The 18756-nt window shown below is 72.8% G+C and carries 19 protein-coding genes; 12 read left to right on the top strand and 7 right to left on the bottom strand.

What is annotated here, in order from left to right; genetic code table 11:
- The first annotated feature begins 138 nt into the window (after positions 1-138).
- From ACWEQG_RS29750 to ACWEQG_RS29735, 4 genes are all read left to right on the top strand, one after another.
- Positions 139-1035 (top strand): SMP-30/gluconolactonase/LRE family protein, encoded by an 897-nt coding sequence (locus ACWEQG_RS29750; protein ID WP_452289749.1) that lies wholly within the window; start codon positions 139-141, stop codon positions 1033-1035.
- 89 nt (positions 1036-1124) lie between these two features.
- The gene (locus tag ACWEQG_RS29745; protein ID WP_452289747.1) at positions 1125-2138 is read left to right on the top strand and encodes a zinc-dependent alcohol dehydrogenase; all 1014 of its coding nucleotides are present in this window, start codon (positions 1125-1127) and stop codon (positions 2136-2138) included.
- 38 nt (positions 2139-2176) lie between these two features.
- Complete coding sequence (locus tag ACWEQG_RS29740; RefSeq protein WP_452289745.1) at positions 2177-5029, top strand: FAD-binding and (Fe-S)-binding domain-containing protein; 2853 nt, start codon at positions 2177-2179, stop codon at positions 5027-5029.
- 316 nt (positions 5030-5345) lie between these two features.
- Positions 5346-5771 (top strand): hypothetical protein, encoded by a 426-nt coding sequence (locus ACWEQG_RS29735; RefSeq protein WP_452289743.1) that lies wholly within the window; start codon positions 5346-5348, stop codon positions 5769-5771.
- A gap of 3 nt (positions 5772-5774) precedes the next feature.
- On the opposite strand, the gene ACWEQG_RS29730 is transcribed toward ACWEQG_RS29735, so the two are convergent.
- Positions 5775-6314, bottom strand: a complete 540-nt coding sequence (locus ACWEQG_RS29730; RefSeq protein WP_452289741.1) for a MarR family winged helix-turn-helix transcriptional regulator — start codon at positions 6312-6314, stop codon at positions 5775-5777.
- Positions 6315-6395: 81 nt separating this feature from the next.
- Between ACWEQG_RS29730 and ACWEQG_RS29725 the strand changes: the two genes are divergently transcribed.
- The 3 genes from ACWEQG_RS29725 to ACWEQG_RS29715 are packed head-to-tail and all read left to right on the top strand — an operon-like array spanning position 6396 to position 9641.
- Complete coding sequence (locus tag ACWEQG_RS29725; RefSeq protein WP_452289739.1) at positions 6396-7577, top strand: flavin-dependent oxidoreductase; 1182 nt, start codon at positions 6396-6398, stop codon at positions 7575-7577.
- Positions 7574-8023, top strand: a complete 450-nt coding sequence (locus ACWEQG_RS29720; RefSeq protein WP_452289737.1) for a DUF3237 domain-containing protein — start codon at positions 7574-7576, stop codon at positions 8021-8023. The genes ACWEQG_RS29725 and ACWEQG_RS29720 overlap by 4 nt, the downstream gene beginning before the upstream one ends.
- 25 nt (positions 8024-8048) lie before the next feature.
- On the top strand, positions 8049-9641 hold the full coding sequence (locus ACWEQG_RS29715; RefSeq protein ID WP_452289735.1) for a CocE/NonD family hydrolase: 1593 nt from the start codon (positions 8049-8051) through the stop codon (positions 9639-9641).
- 159 nt (positions 9642-9800) lie between these two features.
- Here the strand turns inward: ACWEQG_RS29715 and ACWEQG_RS29710 are convergent, their stop codons facing one another.
- Positions 9801-10469: a hypothetical protein gene (locus ACWEQG_RS29710; RefSeq protein WP_452289733.1), complete on the bottom strand. Its 669-nt coding sequence runs from the start codon at positions 10467-10469 to the stop codon at positions 9801-9803.
- 284 nt (positions 10470-10753) lie between these two features.
- Entirely contained in the window at positions 10754-12907 is a 2154-nt protein-coding gene (locus ACWEQG_RS29705; protein WP_452289731.1) for a hypothetical protein, read from the bottom strand.
- 96 nt (positions 12908-13003) lie between these two features.
- Between ACWEQG_RS29705 and ACWEQG_RS29700 the strand changes: the two genes are divergently transcribed.
- Both ACWEQG_RS29700 and ACWEQG_RS29695 read left to right on the top strand, forming a co-directional pair.
- Positions 13004-13432 carry a MarR family winged helix-turn-helix transcriptional regulator gene (locus tag ACWEQG_RS29700; RefSeq protein ID WP_452289729.1) on the top strand — a complete coding sequence of 143 codons (429 nt, stop codon included), beginning with the start codon at positions 13004-13006 and terminating at the stop codon, positions 13430-13432.
- Positions 13422-13934, top strand: a complete 513-nt coding sequence (locus ACWEQG_RS29695) for a hypothetical protein (protein WP_452289727.1) — start codon at positions 13422-13424, stop codon at positions 13932-13934. Before ACWEQG_RS29700 ends, ACWEQG_RS29695 begins: the two co-directional genes overlap by 11 nt.
- A gap of 6 nt (positions 13935-13940) precedes the next feature.
- Here the strand turns inward: ACWEQG_RS29695 and ACWEQG_RS29690 are convergent, their stop codons facing one another.
- On the bottom strand, positions 13941-14477 hold the full coding sequence (locus tag ACWEQG_RS29690; RefSeq protein ID WP_452289725.1) for an RNA 2'-phosphotransferase: 537 nt from the start codon (positions 14475-14477) through the stop codon (positions 13941-13943).
- A gap of 145 nt (positions 14478-14622) precedes the next feature.
- Between ACWEQG_RS29690 and ACWEQG_RS29685 the strand changes: the two genes are divergently transcribed.
- Both ACWEQG_RS29685 and ACWEQG_RS29680 read left to right on the top strand, forming a co-directional pair.
- Positions 14623-15357, top strand: coding sequence for a helix-turn-helix domain-containing protein (locus ACWEQG_RS29685; RefSeq protein ID WP_452289723.1), 735 nt, complete (start codon positions 14623-14625; stop codon positions 15355-15357).
- Between the two features lie 144 nt (positions 15358-15501).
- Positions 15502-15879 carry a helix-turn-helix domain-containing protein gene (locus ACWEQG_RS29680; RefSeq protein ID WP_452289722.1) on the top strand — a complete coding sequence of 126 codons (378 nt, stop codon included), beginning with the start codon at positions 15502-15504 and terminating at the stop codon, positions 15877-15879.
- Positions 15880-15882: 3 nt separating this feature from the next.
- Here the strand turns inward: ACWEQG_RS29680 and ACWEQG_RS29675 are convergent, their stop codons facing one another.
- Positions 15883-16479, bottom strand: coding sequence for a ClpP family protease (locus ACWEQG_RS29675; RefSeq protein WP_363471868.1), 597 nt, complete (start codon positions 16477-16479; stop codon positions 15883-15885).
- A complete protein-coding gene (locus ACWEQG_RS29670; protein WP_363471866.1) occupies positions 16476-17048 on the bottom strand; it encodes a ClpP family protease in 573 nt (190 codons plus the stop codon). The genes ACWEQG_RS29675 and ACWEQG_RS29670 overlap by 4 nt, the downstream gene beginning before the upstream one ends.
- A gap of 386 nt (positions 17049-17434) precedes the next feature.
- Here ACWEQG_RS29670 and ACWEQG_RS29665 point away from each other — a divergent pair, with 386 nt between their 5' ends.
- Positions 17435-18268 (top strand): fumarylacetoacetate hydrolase family protein, encoded by an 834-nt coding sequence (locus tag ACWEQG_RS29665; RefSeq protein WP_452289720.1) that lies wholly within the window; start codon positions 17435-17437, stop codon positions 18266-18268.
- A gap of 12 nt (positions 18269-18280) precedes the next feature.
- Here ACWEQG_RS29665 and ACWEQG_RS29660 read toward each other — a convergent pair whose 3' ends face one another.
- Positions 18281-18607, bottom strand: coding sequence for a hypothetical protein (locus tag ACWEQG_RS29660; protein WP_452289718.1), 327 nt, complete (start codon positions 18605-18607; stop codon positions 18281-18283).
- Positions 18608-18756: the final 149 nt, after the last annotated feature.

Below are 18756 nucleotides of genomic sequence, written 5' to 3'. Positions count from 1 at the left end.
GATCCCGGTGAGGACCTTTTCCCCCGCCCGATATCCGCTCTAGTATCCGGCTATGACCGCGCTTCCGCTCGCTCCGCCGCGGGCGGTTCCCGGCGGCCCGCCGTCCATCCGCGCGATCGCCGCCGGACGGGAGGTCGCATGACCGGGCAGTTCACCGCCGCCCGGGCCTCCGGCGAGGTGTACGCCCTCGCCGAGGGACCCGTGTGGGACGCCGCCAGGGAACGCCTGCTGTGGGTGGACATCGACGCGGGCGCGGTGCACGAGGGACGGCTCGACCCCGTGACCGGCGCCGTCACCGCCACCACCGCGCACACATTCGGCGGCACCTTCGGCGGCACCGTGGGCGCGGTCGCGGTCTCGGCCGACGGCGAGTTCGTCGTCGCCGAGCGCGAGGTCCTCACCCGGGTCGACACCGCCGGCCGCCGCACCGAACTCGCCCGCGTTCTGCCTCCCGGCGTGCGGAGCAGGCTCAACGACGGAGCCGTGGACCCGGCCGGGCGCTTCCTGATCGGCAGCATGGCGCTGGACGACCGGGAGGGCCAGGACGTGCTGGTCCGCCTCGACGGCACGACCTGCGTCCGCCTCGACGAGGACCTGACCCTGTCGAACGGCCTGGCCTGGAGCCCCTCGGGCGACCGCCTGTACAGCATCGACAGCGTCCCGCACGTGGTGTGGGAGCGCGACTACGACCCGGTCACCGGCCGGACCGGGCCGCGGCGGGAGCTGTTCAGGCTCGCCGACGGCATGCCCGACGGGATGTGCGCGGACGGCGAGGGCAACCTGTGGATCGCCGTCTTCGGCGGGGGCCGGGTCGAGTGCCGCGATCCCGGCGGGCGCGTGCTCGCCGTCGTCGAGGTCGGCGCGCCCAACGTCACCTGCCCAGCCTTCGCGGGGCCGGATCTCGACGTCCTCGTCATCACCACGGCCCGCAGCGGCGTCGATCCGGCTGAGCACCCGGGGTCCGGGCACCTGTTCACCGCCAGGGTCGGGGTGCGCGGCCTGGCGACGCCCTACTGGGTGCCGCCCCGATCATGAGCCTCGATCCCCGCCGAGGAGACTGCTCCCTGTTCGCCGCCCCCCTGCCCGCCGCTTCCGTCGTCCCGGGCTCGCGGTAGGGGCGGCACGTGCGCGCACTGGTCATCACCGGCCCCGGCAGGGCCGAGGTGAGGGACGTCGAACCGCCGGTCGCCGCGCCGGGACAGGTGGTCGTGGACGTCGAGCGGGTCGGCGTCTGCGGCACCGACGTGGAGCTGTTCACCGGCGAGATGAGCTACCTGCACTCCGGCCACGCCCGGTATCCGCTGCGTCCCGGCCACGAGTGGTGCGGCGTCGTCACGGCGCTCGGCGAGGGCGTCGACCCCGGCTGGCTGGGCCGCCGCGTCACCGGCGACACCCAGCTCGGCTGCCGTCGCTGCGGCCTCTGCCGCGACGGCCTCCACCACGTCTGCCCCGACCGGGCCGAGATCGGCATCCGCAAGGGCTTCCCCGGGGCGCTGGCCGAGCGGCTGGCCGTACCGGCGTGGGCCCTGCACGCGCTGCCGGAGACGATCGACGCGACGACGGGCGCGCTGGTCGAACCCGGGGGCAACGCCCTGCGCGCGGTGCGCGGCGCGGCGGCCGGACCCGGCGACCGGCTGCTGGTGCTGGGCACGGGCACGATCGGCCTGCTCGTCGCGCTGCTCGCGCGGGCGCGGGGCACGGAGGTGCACCTGCTGGGCCGCGACGAGCCCACGCTGCGGCTGGCCCGCGATCTCGGCTTCGCGGGCGTCTGGACCCGCGCGTCACTGCCGTCCCTGCCGTGGCACGCCGTGGTCGACGCGTCCAACGCGGCGGACCTCCCGGCGCTCGCGCTCGACCTGGTCAGGCCGGGTGGCCGGGTAGTCTGTATCGGTCTCGCGGGGTCCCCCAGCCGCATCGACACCCGCGACCTCGCGTTCAAGGACGTCACCGCCGTGGGCGTGCTCAGCGGCTCGGCCGGTCTGGCCGGGACGATCGAGGCGTACGCGGACGGATCGGTCGACGCCCGCCCGCTCGTGGCCGCCACCGTGGGCCTGGACGACGTCGCCGGCGTGCTGGCGGGGCGCCGCCCGGTCGGCGCGGGCCCCGGCCCGAAGATCCACATCGATCCCCGGCGATAGAGGCGCACCGGCGCCTCCTGGACGGAAGCGTTGAGATCATGAGCCTTACCGATGCCGAGGCCCAGTCCCGGCCGCGACGGCCGAGACCGTCCGACCCCGCCCTTCTGGCTGCGGTGGAGACCGCCGTCCCGGGGATCGTCCGGGCCCGGGCCAGCGACCGGCTCGGCATGGCGCACGACGCCTCGCACTACCTGCTGACCCCGCAGGCCGTTCTCGTGCCGGAGACCGCCGCGCAGGTGGCGGCGCTCATGCGGACCGGCCTGCCGCTGACCTTCCGGTCCGGCGGCACCAGCCTGAGCGGGCAGGGCGTGAGCGAGCACCTGCTCGTCGACACCCGCAGGCACTTCAAGGCCGTCGAGGTGCTCGACGGCGGCGCCCGCGTCCGGGTGCAGCCCGGCGCCGTGCTGCGTCAGGTCAACGCCCGGCTCGCCGCGTACGGCCGCAAGCTGGGCCCCGACCCGGCCAGCGAGTCGGCGTGCACGATCGGCGGGGTCGTCGCCAACAACTCCAGCGGGATGACCTGCGGCACCCACGCCAACACCTACCGGACGCTGGAGTCGCTGGTCCTCGTGCTGCCCAGCGGGACCGTCGTCGACACCGGCGCGCCCGACGCCGACGCGCGCCTGCGCGCCCTCGAACCCGCCCTGGCCGAGGGCCTGGCGCGGCTGCGCGACCGGGTCCGCGGCAACCCGGACTCGGTACGCCGGATCGAGGCGCAGTTCTCCCTCAAGAACACGATGGGCTACGGCCTCAACAGCTTCCTCGACCACGACTCGCCGGCCCAGATCCTCGCCCATCTCGTGGTGGGCAGCGAGGGCACGCTCGCGTTCGTCGCGGAGGCCGTCCTGCGGACCGTGCCGGCGCACCGCCTCGCCGCGACCGGCCTGGTCGTCTTCCCGACCCTGCGGGAGGCGATGGCGGCGGTGCCGGAGATCGTCGCCGCGGGACCGGCCGCCGTCGAACTGCTCGACGCGGAGTCGCTGCGGGTGGCCGCGACCGACCCTTACGCCGACGACGTCCTGCGCACCATGGAGGTGCGCGATCACGCGGCGCTGCTGGTGGAGTGGCAGGAGTCCGATCCCGAGCCGCTCGCCGTGCGCGAGCGGGAGGCCGCGCGGGTCTTCGCCCGGCTGGACCTCGCCGCGCCCGCCCGCCTCAGTGGAGACACCGCCGGACGGGCGGCCCTGTGGCGCATCCGCAAGAACCTGTACGCCGCGGTCGCCGGCGCCCGGCCCAGCGGCACGACGGCGCTGCTGGAGGACGTGGCGGTCCCGGTGCCCGCCCTGGCCGATCTCTGCGACGACCTCGCGGAGCTGTTCGCCGGGCACGGCTACGAGCGCAGTGTGATCTTCGGGCACGCCAAGGACGGCAACCTGCACTTCATGCTCAACGAGCGGTTCGACACGGACCTCGACCGCTACGAGGAGTTCACCGAGGAGATGGTCGCCGCCGTGCTCGGCCGCGGCGGCACCCTCAAGGCCGAGCACGGCACCGGACGGGTCATGGCGCCCTTCGTACGCCGCCAGTACGGCGACGAGCTGTACGAGATCATGCGCGAGGTCAAGCGGTTGTGCGACCCCGCGGGCACCCTCAACCCCGGCGTCGTGCTGACCGACGACCCGCGGGCGCACCTGCGCGACCTCAAGACGGTCGTCAGCGTCGAGCCCGAGGTCGACCGGTGCGTGGAGTGCGGCTACTGCGAGCCGGTGTGCCCGAGCCGGGACCTCACCACGACCCCGCGCCAGCGCATCGTGCTGCGCCGCGAGATCGCCGCGGCCCGGGCGGCGGGGGACGACGCGCTCGCGCATCGGCTGGAGGAGGAGTACGACTACGACGCCGTCGACACCTGCGCGGTGGACGGCATGTGCGCCACGGCCTGTCCCGTGCTGATCAACACCGGCGACCTCACCAAACGCCTGCGCGGCGAACGTCACGGGCGTGCGGCGCGGGCGGGCTGGAAGACCGCCGCCAGGCACTGGGGCGCGGTGACCCGCGCCATGGACCTCGCCATGGACGCGGCCGCCGCGGCCCCGGCCGGGCTCGTGGAGGGGGCGAGCCGGGCGGCCCGCGCGGTGGCCGACCCCGACACCGTCCCGCAGTGGAGCCGCGACCTGCCGCGCGGCGGCACGCCCCGCCGCGCCGCGCCGATCCGGGACGCCGACGCGGTGTATGTGCCTTCCTGCCTGAACACCCTGTTCGCCCCCGCCGACGGCGGTCCCGGCGTCATGGCCGCCGTGCGGCGGCTCGCGGAGCGGGCCGGCCTGCGGCTGCACGTGCCGGAGGGCGTCGAGAGCCTGTGCTGCGGCACGCCGTGGTCGTCCAAGGGCTTCGGCGAGGGTTACGAGGTGATGGGCCGCCGGGTGCGGGAGACGCTGCTGAGCGCGACCGGCGGCGGCCGGCTTGCGGTGGTGAGCGACGCCGCCTCCTGCACGGAGGGGTTCGAACGGCTCGTGGCCGCCGCCTCCCCCGCCGTACGGGTGCTCGACGCGGTGACCTTCGTGGCCCAGCACGTCCTGCCGCGGCTGCCACAGGCGGCGGAGGGCCGCAGGGTGGCCTCGCTGGCCCTGCATCCGACCTGCTCGTCCACCCGGCTCGGCCTCGACGCCGCCATCGCCGAGGTCGCCGGTGCGGTGGCGAAGGAGGTCGTCGTCCCCGAGGGCTGGCAGTGCTGCGCCTTCGCCGGCGACCGGGGCATGCTGCACCCGGAGCTGACCGCCTCCGCCACCCGGGCCGAGGCCGCCTCCGTGGCCGAGGGCGGCTTCGCCGCGCACGCGTCCGTCAACCGCACGTGCGAGATCGGCATGAGCCGCGCCACCGGCGAGACCTACCACCACCTGCTGGAGCTGCTCGACCAGGTCACCGGTGGGGACGCCCGCTCTGCGGTAACTTGACCCTCCATGCGGGGATAAATCACCCCTAGCCACCTCCGCAGAGGGGCCCCGATCGACGAGTGGGCTCGGAGTTCTTCGGCGCCAAGCCGCAGTTCGTGCTCACGGCCGGGTTCCCGGCGCACGGGGTGATGGGGGACCCGAACGTCGCCACCGGCTCCAGCGAGCCGCTGGTCCTCGGCCGCAGTTCGGAGCGCACGGCGGTACGGCGGCCGACCTGTGACGGCGCCCTTTCTGACGGCCCCCGCCCGGCCGCCGTCAGGCAGGCGGGTATCGTCGCAGGCCGGACGGTATGGACCGAAACGGACGGGAGTCGCCGATGAAGCTCATGAGGGCACGCGAGGTGCCGGGCCGGGTCGCCACGGGCGCGTACATCCTGCACTCCGGCGTGGAGAAGTGGAACGGCGACGAGGAGCAGGCCGCCGGACTCCACGGCATGGCCGCCGCGGCCTTCCCGTTCCTGAAGTCCGTTCCGCCCCGCCGGTTCCTCAAGCTGCTGTCCGCGGCCGAGATCGCGACGGGCGTGGCGCTCCTCACGCCGGTCGTGCCGGCCGCGGTCGCCGGGGCCGCGCTCACCGGGTTCTCCGGCGGGCTGCTCGCGCTCTACCTGCGCACGCCCGCCCTGCGCAAGCCCAACAGCATCTGGCCGAGCCAGGCCGGCATCGGCGTCAGCAAGGACGTGTGGATGCTGGGCGTCGGGCTCGGGCTGCTCACCGACGCCGCGAGCCGGCGGCGCGGCGACTGACGGTCACAGATCCGCCGGACGGGCCCGGAGGATGCGCGACAACAGGGCCGTCATCTGCTCGCGCTCGGCGGGACCGAGGCAGGCGAACCACTCCCGCTCCCTGCGGGTCTGCTCGGCGAAGGCCTCACGCACGGCGGCCTCGCCCTCCGCGGTGAGCGCGACCACCACCGCGCGGCCGTCCTCCGGCACCGGCCGGCGTTCGACCAGCCCGCCGCGTTCCAGGGTGTTGACGGCGTTGGTCACGGCGGACCGCGACATGGCCGAGATCTCGGCGAGCCGTACGGGCTGGGTCGGGCCGAGCAGCCAGAGCTTGAACATCAGCCGGAACCCGGGCAGCGTCAGGCCGCGCGGCCGGTGGATCCGGGTCTCCAGGTCGGTGACCAGCAGGTAGGCGAGCTGGAGCAGGTGGTAGGCCAGTGCGAACGCCTCGGCGTCGGCCGGAGGCGACATGGCCGCCAGGCGCTCGCGCGCGTACTCGGCGTACCGCAGGTCCGGCGGCACGTCCATGCCGAGGCCGGGCCGGGTGTCGGGCTCGCTGTTCACCCGCCAAGTCTTGCGCAGCCGGACCCGGGGCCGTGAGTATTGTTACGGCCGTAACAACTTGTCGCACTCCCGGAGGCACCCGTGCACATCGTCATCGCCGGAGCGGGCATCGGCGGGCTGACCGCCGCGCTGAGCCTGCACGCGGCCGGGTTCGAGGACGTGACCGTGCACGAGGCCGCCCCCGAGCTCCGGCCGCTCGGGGTCGGGATCAACCTCCTCCCCCACGCCGTGCGCGAGCTCACCGAGCTGGGACTGGCCGACCGGCTGGCCGAGATCGGCGTGGCCACGGCCGAACTGGCCTACTTCAACCGGTACGGCACGCCGATCTGGTCCGAGCCTCGTGGCCTGGCCGCGGGCTACGCCTGGCCGCAGTACTCCGTTCACCGGGGGACCCTGCAGATGCTCCTGCTGGAGGCGGTGGTCGAGCGGCTGGGCCCGGACGCCGTACGGACCGGCAGCCGGATCACCGCCCCCGGCGACGAGGACCTGCTGATCGGCGCGGACGGGATCCACTCGGCCGTCCGCGCCCACCTGTACCCCGGCGAGGGCCCGCCGCCATGGAACGGCCTGGTCCTGTGGCGGGGCGTCACCTACGGCGAGCCGTTCCTGACCGGCCGATCCATGATCATGGCCGGGGACGGCACGCAGAAGTTCGTCGCCTACCCGATCGAGACCGGCGAGCGCACGCTGATCAACTGGATCGCCGAGCGCCCGCTGGACGGCGAGGCCCCGGACCGGGGGAACTGGAACCGCCCGGCCGACCTGGCCGAGATCGGCAGGCACTTCGCCGACTGGCGCTTCGACTGGCTCGACGTGCCGGGAATCATCGCCGGGGCCGAGACCGCGTACGAGTACCCGATGGTGGACCGCGATCCCCTGCCCCGCTGGAACTTCGACGGCGTCACGCTGCTCGGCGACGCGGCGCACGCGATGTATCCGATCGGCTCCAACGGCGCCTCCCAGGCGATCATCGACGCCCGGGTGCTGGCGTACGCCCTCGCGCGGGGCGACCTCGCGGCCTACGAGGAGACGCGCCGCCCGGCCACGACGGCGTTGCAGCTGTCCAACCGGGAGATGGGCCCGGAGGTCGTCATGAAGCTCGCGCACGAGCGCGCGCCCGGCGGGTTCGACGACATCGAGCAGGTCGTGCCCCTCGCCGAACGGGCGGAGATCGCCGCGTCCTACAAGCGCACGGCCGGGTTCGACCCCGCCTCGCTCAGCGAACGCCCCTCGTGGAGCGTCGATCGGAGTGCCATCTCGTGAACCTGGAACCCCTTGCCACGTTCCACGTGGAGCTCGACCCCGTGCTCGACCTCGGCGACTCGCAGTGGGGGCACCGGCGTGTGATCAACATCGTGGGCGGCACCTTCGAGGGTCCCCGGCTGTCGGGCGAGGTGCTGCCCGGCGGGGCCGACTGGCAGGTCGTGCACGCCGACGGCATGATCAGCATCGACACCCGCTACACGCTGCGCACCCACGACGGCGCGTACGTCTACATCACCACCAGCGGAGTCCGGCACGGTACCCCGGAGGTGCTCGGCCGTCTCGCGCGCGGCGAGGACGTGGACCCGGCGGAGTACTACTTCCGGCTGTTCTGCCGCTTCGAGACCGGCGACGATCGATATGTCTGGCTCAACCGCACCCTCGCCGTGGCCTCGGCGGCCCGGGCGGCCACCGCCGTACGCTACGAGGCCTACGCCCTGACCTGACCCGACCTGATTCCGGGGAGCCCTCATGCCGAAGCTCGACCGCCCGCCGCTCCCGGTCACCGTCGAGCACGACACCCCCATGCCGATGCGGGACGGCACCGTCCTGCGCGGCACCGTCCACCGCCCTGCGGAGGGCGGTCCGTTCCCCACTCTGCTCGTGCGCACGCCGTACGGCGAGGACTCGCTGCGGACGGCGCCGGTGACGCCCGCCCTGCGGGCCGGGTTCGCGGTCGTGCTGCAGCACTGCCGGGGGCGCGGGAGCAGCGACGGCGAGTTCCGTCCGTGGGTGGACGAGGGCCCCGACGGCCACGACACGATCGCCTGGATCACCGCGCAGCCCTGGTCGAACGGCGAGGTCGTGATGAGCGGCATGTCCTACCTCGCCGGATGCGCGCTGCAGGCGGCGGCGACACGCCCGCCGGGCCTCAAGGCCGTGGTCGCCTCGATGACGCCGCACGACTTCCACGACGGCCTCAAGTATCACGGCGGGGCCTTCGCGCTGGGCTCGGCCCTGAACTGGGGCGCCTTCCAGACGATGCTCGGCCTGCTGCACGCCGCCGAGGCGGGCGAGGACGCCGGCGCGGGGCTCGCCGCCGTTCTACCCGTGCTGGGCGACCAGGACACCGCGGCGCGCACCCTGCCGGTGGGCGACATCCCGGGCATCCCCTGGTGGCGTGACTGGACCTCGCACGTGGAGCGCGACGCCTACTGGGAGGACCTGGCCGAGACCCTGCGGCACGACCGCGTCGAGGTGCCCGTCATGCACGTGGCGGGCTGGTTCGACCTGTTCCTCGGCGGGACGCTGGAGAACCACCGCCGCCTGGGCGGCCCTTTGGTGATCGGTCCCTGGTCCCACCTCGCACCCGGCGCCACGGGCACCGGGCGGCTGTTCTTCGGCGGCGCCGCCTCCGCCCAGGCGATCCAGCTGGAGCAGCGAGAGCTCGCGTTCCTGAAGGGCGAGGACACCGGCCCCGCCGTGAAGATCTTCGTGATGGGCGACGACGTCTGGCGGGACGAAGAGGCCTGGCCGCTCGCGCGGGCCGTCGAGACGCCCTACCACTTCCATGCCGACGGCCTGCTGTCGCCCGAGCCACCCACGACGCACGAGCCGGCGACCTTCACCTTCGACCCGCGCGACCCGGTGCCCACGGTCGGCGGCCCGACCCTGCTGCCCGACCCCACCAACGTCGGCCCCCAGGACCAGCGCGACGTGGAGCGGCGCCCCGACGTGCTCTGCTACTCGACCGAGGTGCTCGCCTCCGACGTCGAGGTCACCGGCCCGGTGACGGTGACCCTGCACGCGGAGACGTCCGCTGCCTCGACCGACTGGACGGCCAAACTCGTCGACGTGTATCCCGACGGCCGGGCGATGAGCGTGATCGACGGGATCGTCCGCGTCGCCGAGTCGTCCGGGACCTTCGCCATCGACCTGGTCGCCACCAGCCAGGTCTTCAAGGCCGGCCACCGGATCCGGGTGGAGGTCTCCAGCTCCAACTTCCCGCGCTTCGACCGCAACCCCGGCACCGGCCGTGTCGACGCGACCGAGGCCGACCTGGTCGTCCAGCACCAGAAGGTGTACCCCGACTCCTACATCACGCTGCCCATCGTCCCCCGCTGACGCCGGTCGTGACTCCTTCCCGGAGTCCTTTCATCGCCCTGCCGCAGGCGAGCCTTGCGCTCGCCACGGCTCGCGTCATTCACCTGGCCAACCCGGCTATCCGCACAACCTGCCATGTCCCCGGGCGCCCGTAAGAGCGGGGGGCACCGCCGGACGGTGTCAGGAGATGTCGTCGAGCAGCGCGTCAGAGGAGCCGACCGTGGCCGCTGCTCGGAGCCATGCGGCCAGCCGATCGAGGTCGTGACATTTCCGGATCTTCTCGGAAACGTCCTCGGACACCTCGATGCCTCGGGCCGACAGGACCGTCAGGATCGCCTCGGCCTGTCCTTCGGCCTTGCCCTCCGCCTTGCCCTTGGCGATGTTCTCGCGGGCCCAGTCGCTGAGGTACTCATAGGTCTCGGTCTTCAAGTGCTCCTCCAAGTGATCCCAGACCTCTCGAGGCAGCGCCGCACGAACCATGTCAGCGTACATACCCCCCAGGTCTCGGTCGAGATTGTGCAGCGCGGCGAACAGGGCGTTGAGGATCTCGGGCCCCTCCGGCGTGGCGGCGTGGTGAATCGCCGAGAGCACCGCGAGTTCGATGTCCTCGGCCGCCTGGCCGGGGTCGGTGATGACGGGCACCTCGTTCGGGCCCGCGACCAGCGGTTTCAGCACCAGCCCGGGGTGGCCCAGTTCGATCGGACGGGCGCACCAGCGGGCGACCGGCGCTTCGGGGCACACAACCAGCAGAATGACCGGGCATTCGAGGCGGGTACGCAGGCTGACGAGGTACATCGGCCAGGACCAGATCTTGCCGGGGTCCGGGCCACGCTGGACTTCCACGATCACGGCGAGAACGGTGATTATTCCGTTACTCTCCGTCTCGCCGTGGAACCCGCGTTGAAGACTGCTGCGACCGGGCGGGTGAGGAGAGCTCGGAAGCTAGATGTCGCCAGCAGGCCCAAGGGCCCACCTGGGATCGAACCAGGTGAGAAGGAAGCTCCCGAATGGCCTCACCCGCCGGAGCGCAAGGAAAGCGGAAGAGCTAGAACCAGCCCGGCGCCCTCACGGGCAGACCGGATCCAATAAAGGTGAGAAGGAAGCCCTTCCATGGCCTTGCGATCTTCAAGATATCAGGCGGGGATCAGCTCGTGCAGGGTGGCGGGCGTGTACACCCGCGCCCCTTCCGGAAGTCCTGCGGGCGCCTCGAGCCCGATGTACGTGACCTGCCCGCCCTCGCAGGGCGCGGAGGACTTGGCCCGGAGCAGGCCGGTCAGGTAACCGACCCTGAGGTAGTCCCGCTCCACTATCGAGCGCACGAGCAGCGACGTGGTCACCCGGTTGCCCTCCACCTGGTTGAACCCCGGACTGCCGGACAGGTAGAGGTGCAACCACTTCACCCGCCACGTGCCATCCTCCCCTCGCAGGAACACGAGCGGGAGCGCGACGCGGCCGGACCCGCGCAGGTCCGACTTCATCCGGACCGTACGCGGCTCGAACGGCCTGCCCTCCTGTCCGGCGTCCCTGGTCATGTAGCCGAAGAACGCCTCGGCGGCCTCGTCGAACGGCTCCCCCGCGTAGATGTGGACCTGCGGGATGATGATCGGCTTGATCGCCCCGGCAAGACGTACGTCGATGAACTCCGAGGCGCCGTCGGGCGCCTCGGTGAGGTCGCCCGAGTAGGTCGCGAAGCCGTTCGCGTAGGACGTCCACGAGATGTGCATCGCGTTGTCATACGTGGCGTCGAGCATGAGCGCGGACAGGTCGTAGTCGGTGCGCCTCTCGCGCTGCCGCCAGTGCACGAAGAACCGGAGCAGCTCACCGTCCACGGCCGACAGCGAACCGCGGGGCAGCATCCCGAGCCCGGGCGCGACGGCCTTGCCCGACAGGGGCAGCGCCACGTCGAGTACGGCGGGGTCGACGATCAGCTCCCCGGGGTCGGGCAGGCGGCGGCCGATCTCCTCGTCGAGGATGGCGAGCGTCCGGTGCAGTGCCTCCTCGTCGAGCGGGGGGCGCGTGTCGGGCGTCGTCCACGCTCTGCCGTGCCGGTTGGTGAAGACCCGGTCCGCGGGGGCGAGCCGGTTCTGCAGGTGTTCCCGGAGGGAGAGCAGCACGCGGCCGGAGGCGCGGGCGGCCGACCTCTCCGCCGCCTCGAGTACGGCGGAGCCGCCGCCCGTGCGCAGCAGGTGGTCGAGGCGGCGCAGCAGTGCGCCGGGCGTGTGCTCCAGCAGTGAGACGGCTTCCTCCGTACGGCCCGCGGCCAGCGCGGCCTCGACCCGGCTGCCGGGGCTCACCGCCTCGCGCACCCCCCTGGCCACGTCGAAGACCTGGGCGGCCCGGGGGAACTGCGGATACTCGTGGGGGTGCAGCCGCTCGCCGAGCCGCTTCCACTGCTCCCGGTGGCGGAGCACGTCCCCGTGCTTGGCGGCCGGGACGGTGTCCAGGGCGGCCAGCAGGATGCGGCGTTCGGGGCGGCGGAAGGAGCGCAGCCGTGTGGGGGTGGACAGGGTGACGTCGCCGCCGGAGCAGGCCGCGGCCAGCCGGAGGACGTCCGTCACGGTGTCGACGAGCAGCGGCCGCCCGGCGGCCAGCCGTGCCTCGTTGATCACCGCGCGGTTCTCGCGTACGGGAATGTGCTCAGGCTGGTCGTCGGCCCCGAGACCGGCCCAGGAGCCAGCCCCCGAGTCGGGGCCGGAGTCGGCACAGAAGGCGGCCAGCGCGCGCAGGGCCGCGAGGTCCTCTGCGGCGAGCGGCACCTCGGAGCCGGCCAGCGAGAGGTAGAGCTCCCGCGCTTCGTCGCGCAGGCTTCCGCCCAGCTCCAGCACGGTCACCCGGTCCTTGGCCAGGGGGATCAGCTCGGCGTGCGCGGCCAGCAGGTCGGCGTACGTGTGCTGGTAGCTCCCGTATCGCGGCAGGCCCAGCAGGTTGAGGACGCCCGGCTGGAGCCGGGCGGCGGCGACCGGATCGAGCATGGCCTCGCGCAGCAGCCCCGCCCAGAACTCCAGGGTGTCCGGGACGTTGTCCGGGAAGTCGACGAAGTAGGCGTTGTGTTCGACGTGATCGCCGACCAGACGGCGGACCGCGGCCAGAACACGCACCCCAAGGTCGATCACCTGCTCGCCGGGCAGCCGGGCCAGGCGGTCGAGCAGCGCCGGCGAGCACGTGAACCCGACACTGAGCAGCGCCGCGTCGAGCTGCCGGGCGGCCACCCCGCCCCAGTCGGACGTCTCGTCCCCCGGGCTGTCGACGGGAACGCGCAGGCGCCGGGCAATGATCAGATCTTCCACGCACGCACGATATAGGGCGTCCGTAGGCCTTTCGCCACCCGAATATCGCGCCACTTGGTTGTGCGATACAACGACTTTGGTTGTATGGTCGAACCCATGTCGGAGGAGACGCGCCTGCAGGAGGCCGTGGCGAGGTTCGTTCGCGCCTTCGGCCTGCACCAGCCCGACCGGACTCCCTGCGGGCAGCCCATCCCCGTCTCGGAGGCGCATGCACTGAGCGAACTGGCCAGGGACGGCGCCCTCCGGCAGAACGACCTCGCCCATCGGCTCCGCCTGGAGAAGAGCACCACCAGCCGCCTGGTCACCCAGCTCATAAAGCGCGGCTGGGCCGAACGCACCCCGACCCCCGACGACGGCCGCGGCGTCCTGGTCCGGCTCACGCCCGACGGGGCCAACGCGGCCGCGCAGCTCGCCCGGGCAAGAGCGGACCGCTTCTCCGCCGTCCTCGGCCGCGTCCCCGAACACGAACGCGCGGCGGTGCTGCGCGCCCTCGGCATCCTCACGGAGGCGATGGATGAAGCATGAGCGTCGGCGCGCCGGGCTGCTCCTGGCCGCTCTCGCGCTGGCCGCGACCGGCTGCGCACCCTCCGGCCAGGACCACGGGCAGCACCAGGCCTCGGCCGGACGTCAGGCGGAGGTCGCCGCCAAGGGCCGCACGGTGATGCCCTTCGACCTGGACCGCACCACACACCGCTTCGGCAAGACGGCGACCGGCGGCGTGCAGACCGTCACCGCCGACGACCCCTCCGACGTACGGCAGATCACCCTCATCCGGCAGCATCTCACCGAGGAAGCGGCCGCATTCCGCGAGGGCGACTTCGGCGACCCCGCATCCATCCACGGCGACTACATGCCCGGCCTGCACGACCTTCAGGAAGGGCACGGCCGCATCGACATCCGCTACACCGAGATGCCCGCCGGCGCCCGGATCACCTACACCACCGGTGAGCCCGCTCTGGTGAAGGCGTTGCACGCCTGGTTCGACGCCCAGGTCTCCGACCACGGCCCGCACGCCGAACACGGATGACGGTGCTCACCACCGGATGAAATCCGGCGGGACGTGGTCCACCAGCCAGACGCCGTTGGCGCTCACCCTGAACTCGTGCCCGGCGGTGCGCATCGCCGCCGCGTCCACCACCAGCACGACCGGCTTCCCCCTGCGCGCGCCGACGCGGGTGGCGGTCTCCCGGTCCGGCGACAGGTGGACGTGATGGCGGGCCATCGGCCGCAGGCCCTCGGCGCGGATCGCCTCCACGCTGCGGGCGACCGTGCCGTGATAGAGCAGCGGAGGCGGCTCGACCACCGGCAGGCCGAGGTCGACGCGCACCGAGTGCCCCTGGCTGGCCCGGATCCGACCGCCGTCGATCACGTATCGCCGTTTGTCGTTGCCGGCGACCGCCTGCTCCAGCTCCGCCCGCGAGATCGGGAAGCCGTGCGAGGCCGCCGCCGTCAGCAGCGTGTCGACGTCCACCCAGCCGTGCGCGTCGAGTTCGATGCCGATGGCCTCGGGCTGGTGGCGCAGATGCTTGGCGAGGTACTTCGAGACCCGCACCAGCCGCTGCTCGTCCATCACCGTCCGCCACTCCCCGCCGCCTCGCCGCTGAGATCAGCCTATGGCGTCGGTCATGATCCCGACATCTGCCGCTTCGCCGGGCTCGGACCGGCCGATCGGGCCACATCGCCTTATCAGGTCTAGCCGGTAGGCTTCGGACCCTATGGACAGCTCGATCTTGGAGAAGGTCCGCGAGCTCCGCGGACAGGGCCGCTCCCCCAAGCAGATCGCCCGCGCGCTGGGCATGGCGCCGGCGGCGGTCGCGCCGTACGTCAGAGCGGTGGCCGAGCAGACCGGCGGGCAGACCGGCGAGCCCGAAGTCGCGGGGTGCTGGATCAACGCCGGCTGGAGCGAGGGACTGGGCGTGCCGGACACGACCGGCTGGGCCGACGACGTCCCGGACGGCCAGGAGACCGCGGGCACGGTCAGCGTGGTGGTGGCCCGCAAGCACGGGTGGGACAAGCTGTCGGTCTGCGCCTACCTCGTCGACGTCTACTGCCTGGGCGTCAAGCACACCCGCGGACCCGACGTGATGAGCGAGGTGGAGCTGCACCGCTTCCTCCCCAAGTGGTTCAGGATCTACGCGCACGGGTGGCGGGAGGCGCCGCTCGACCTGGTCCGGCACCTCGTCTTCGGCGCGGTCGACTACGCGCGCGACCTCGGCTTCGAGCCGGCCACGGACTTGGCCGCGGCGGCCGACCACCTCGGGGCGTGGGAGGACAAGTCGGCCATCGCCTTCGGCAAGGACGGCAGGCCCCTCTACCTCGCGGGCCCGAACGAGGACGTCCGGCACGTGGTGAAGACGCTGGAGCGGAGGGTCGGCCCGCCGCCCAACTTCGACTTCTTCGCTCCCGTGCCCGAGACGCAGATCTCCCTGGGCGGCCACCGGCTCGCCTGACGCCGCCGCGGCTGCTCGGCCTCGCCGTACGGCCTGCGGCCGGCTCGCTTTCCGGGGTCGGCAGGCCCGGAGCGCAGCGGCTTCCGCTCACCTGTCCGCGAACAGACGGCCAGCCGCGCACCCGGACGTGCCAGACTCCGAGGCATGGCAGCTTCGGACCGATCAGTGGTCGTCGACATCCGGACGCGCCGGGCCGCGAAGGAGCGCGCCCCGGGGATCCCCGACGGCGCGGACCCGTTGCTGCGCACGGTCTACGGGGAGATCCTCCGCGACGAGCGGCTCGACCAGGACCGCACGCTCGACGACGTGGCGCGCGCGGTGGGCATGTCCAAGCAGTATCTGTCGGAGGTCGAGCGCGGCCGCAAGGAGCCGTCGTCGGAGATGCTGCATTCGGTGTGTGACGCACTCGGTCTGCCGATCGAGCAGCTGCTCACCCGTGCCGTCCGGCGGATCACGGCGTCGCGCCGGCTCTCGGCGCACAGGCCCTCCGGCACGCCACGGGTGCAGCTGCTGGCGGCGTGAGCGCTACGACGGCTCGCGGGTGAAGAGCAGTTCGTCGGCCAGGCCGTACTCGACGGCCTCCCGGGCGCTGAAGACCCGGTCCCGGACGGTGTCCTCGTGCAGCCGCGCGACGTCCACTCCGGTGTGACGGCTCAGGATCTCCTCGGTCTGCGCGCGCACGCGCATCACCTCGTCCGCCTGCAGGGTGAGGTCGGAGATAGTGCCCTGCCCCTGCGTGAACGGCTGGTGCAGCAGCACGCGGGAGTGGGCGAGCATGAACCGCCGTCCGGGGGCGCCGGCGGCGAACAGCACCGCGGCGGCGGAGGCCGCCTGGCCCATGCAGTACGTCGCGACCTTCGCGCGGATGAACTGCATGGTGTCGTAGATCGCGAGCATCGCGGTCGACGAGCCGCCAGGGGAGTTGATGTACAGGTTGATCTCCTGGTCCTGGCTCTCCGCCTCCAGGTGGAGCAACTGTGCCATCACGACGTTCGCGACGCCGTCGTCGATCTCGGTGCCGAGGAAGATGATCCGCTCGTTGAGCAGCCGGCTGAAGATGTCGAACGACCGCTCCCCCACCGGGGTCTTCTCGACGACGTACGGGATCGTGTACTGGCTCATGACGAGAACCCCATCCGGTTGGGAACGGCGAACGGCGCGAGGCTGTGGAAGGAGCCGACGATCTCGTCGATGATCCCGTAGTCGCGGGCCTGCTCCGGGGTGAACCATCGGTCGCGGTCGCTGTCGGCGGCGATCTCCCCGACCGTGCGTCCCGTCTCGGCGGCGAGGATCTCCTCGGACTGCCGCTTCATGTACTTGAGGTTCTCGGCCTGGATGGAGATGTCGATCGCCGTGCCGCCGATGCCGGCCGACGGCTGGTGCATCATGATGCGGCTGTGCGCGAGGCTCATCCGCTTGCCGTGCGTGCCGGACGCCAGCAGCACCTGGCCCATGCTCGCCGCGAGCCCCAGCGCGACGGTGACGACGTCGTTCGGCACCAGCTTCATCGTGTCGTAGATCGCCAGCCCGGCCAGCACCGACCCTCCCGGCGAATTGATGTACAGGACGATGTCCCGTTCGGAATCCGCCGAGGCCAGCAACACCATCTCGGCGCACACCCGCTCGGCCATCTCGTCGTCGACCTCTCCGGTCAACAGCAGGGTCCGTTGCTGGAACAGTTTCTCGTTCATCCGATCCCGGTAACCAGTGCTCGATGAAACACTCATGGCGCAGTTGTATCCGCGCGGCCCCGCGACCTGTCGGTATGTCTGCCGAGGGCAGACGCGCGGGTCTGGGCGAACGCGGCCGGCGGCGGGTACGCCCTGGTGGGAAGACCTGCCGCTCAGATGGCGGGACGCCCGGCGACCGGACGCGCTGGACCGCACGATCGCGTTCCTCCGCGAACGGTTGCACGCGTGAACCGGCCGCTGACCGGGCGGGCTCGCTCCCCGGAGGAGGACCCGGCCGCGACGCCCCGTTCTCGGCGACCCGCCGGAGATCGCCGGCGGGCACGGCGCGGGTGGACCGTTCACCGGCGTCGTCTCCGACGCCCGGCTCGTCCGCTGGAGGGGATCGCGTGAAGCTCGTCGGCATTCGCGACGGGCGGCGGGTGGACGTCGCCGTCCAGATCGGCGACCGGGTCACCCCGATCGCCGAGGTCGGCGACTTCTACGCCGACCTCGGCCGCCGGCTGCCGCAGGCCCGCCGTACGGACACCGGGCTGCACCCGGTCTCGGAGGCCGAGCTCGCCCCGCCGGTGCCGCCGTGGGCCCGGGTGCTCTGCGTCGGGCTCAACTACCGCTCGCACGCGGCCCAGGGCGGCTTCACCCCGCCGAAGCATCCGACCGTCTCTGGCCGCTGGGCCACCACCCTCACGGCGAGCGGGACCCCCGCCCCGGTGCCGGCCGGCGAGCCCGGCCTCGACTGGGAGGGCGAGGTGGCCGCCGTCGTGGGGCGGCGGCTGACCGACGCCGACGAGGCGACCGCCGCGGCGTCCGTGCTCGGCTACGCCGCCTTCAACGACCTCACCGCCCGCGCCGCGCAGAAGCTCACCGCGCAGTGGACGCTGGGCAAGAACGCCGACCGCAGCGGACCCATGGGCCCGCTGGTCACCGCCGACGAGGTGGGCGACCTGGCCGACGGGCTGCGCCTGCGGACCCGGGTCAACGGCGAGACCGTCCAGGACGGGAACACGCGCGACATGATCTTCGGTGTCGGCGAGCTGCTGTCGCTGATCAGCCGTGCGTTCACCCTCCAGCCGGGCGATGTGCTCGCCACCGGCACGCCCGAGGGCGTGGGCTACGTGCGCGACCCACCGCGCTTCCTGCGGCCGGGGGACGTGGTCGAGGTGGAGATCGACCGGCTCGGCGTGCTGCGCACGCCCATCGTCGGCCCGGAGCACCGTCCGTGAACGTCCCCGTTCTCATCGATCGGCGGACGTCGCCGCCTTGGGCGATGCGGCGCTCGACGGTGCGGCGGCACCCCCGGGCGAGGCGGCATCCGACGGCGTGGCCGACGGCTTGACGGGTCCCGCCGTCGACGGCGGTGGCGAGGCGTCCGCCGCGGGCGTGGCCGTGCTCGTCGCGCCGACGGTGGTGAACACCAGCACCCCCGTCGCCACGGCCACCACCGTCACGACGGCGGCCGCGGCGTAGGTGATCTTCCGCACCAGCCGCCTGCGCTCCTCGCGCCGCCTGGCCTCCTCGCGCCGCATGGCGGCGCGCACACGCTTGACCTTTCGCTGTGACATGGGCACTCCCGAGACCGCTCCCCGAGACGTCGTCGGGCGTCACCATAACCGCGAGCGGATAACGCGGATCTAAAACGCGCCGCCGCCGCTCGGACCCCCGGACGGCGGGTAGTGGCCGCCGGGTGGCACTGGAATCGCCGCCGCCGTGT

The organism is Microbispora sp. NPDC004025 (assembly GCF_053604425.1).
The sequence above is the reverse complement of the archived record's forward strand: the minus strand, read 5'-3'. Positions and strand labels throughout refer to the sequence as shown.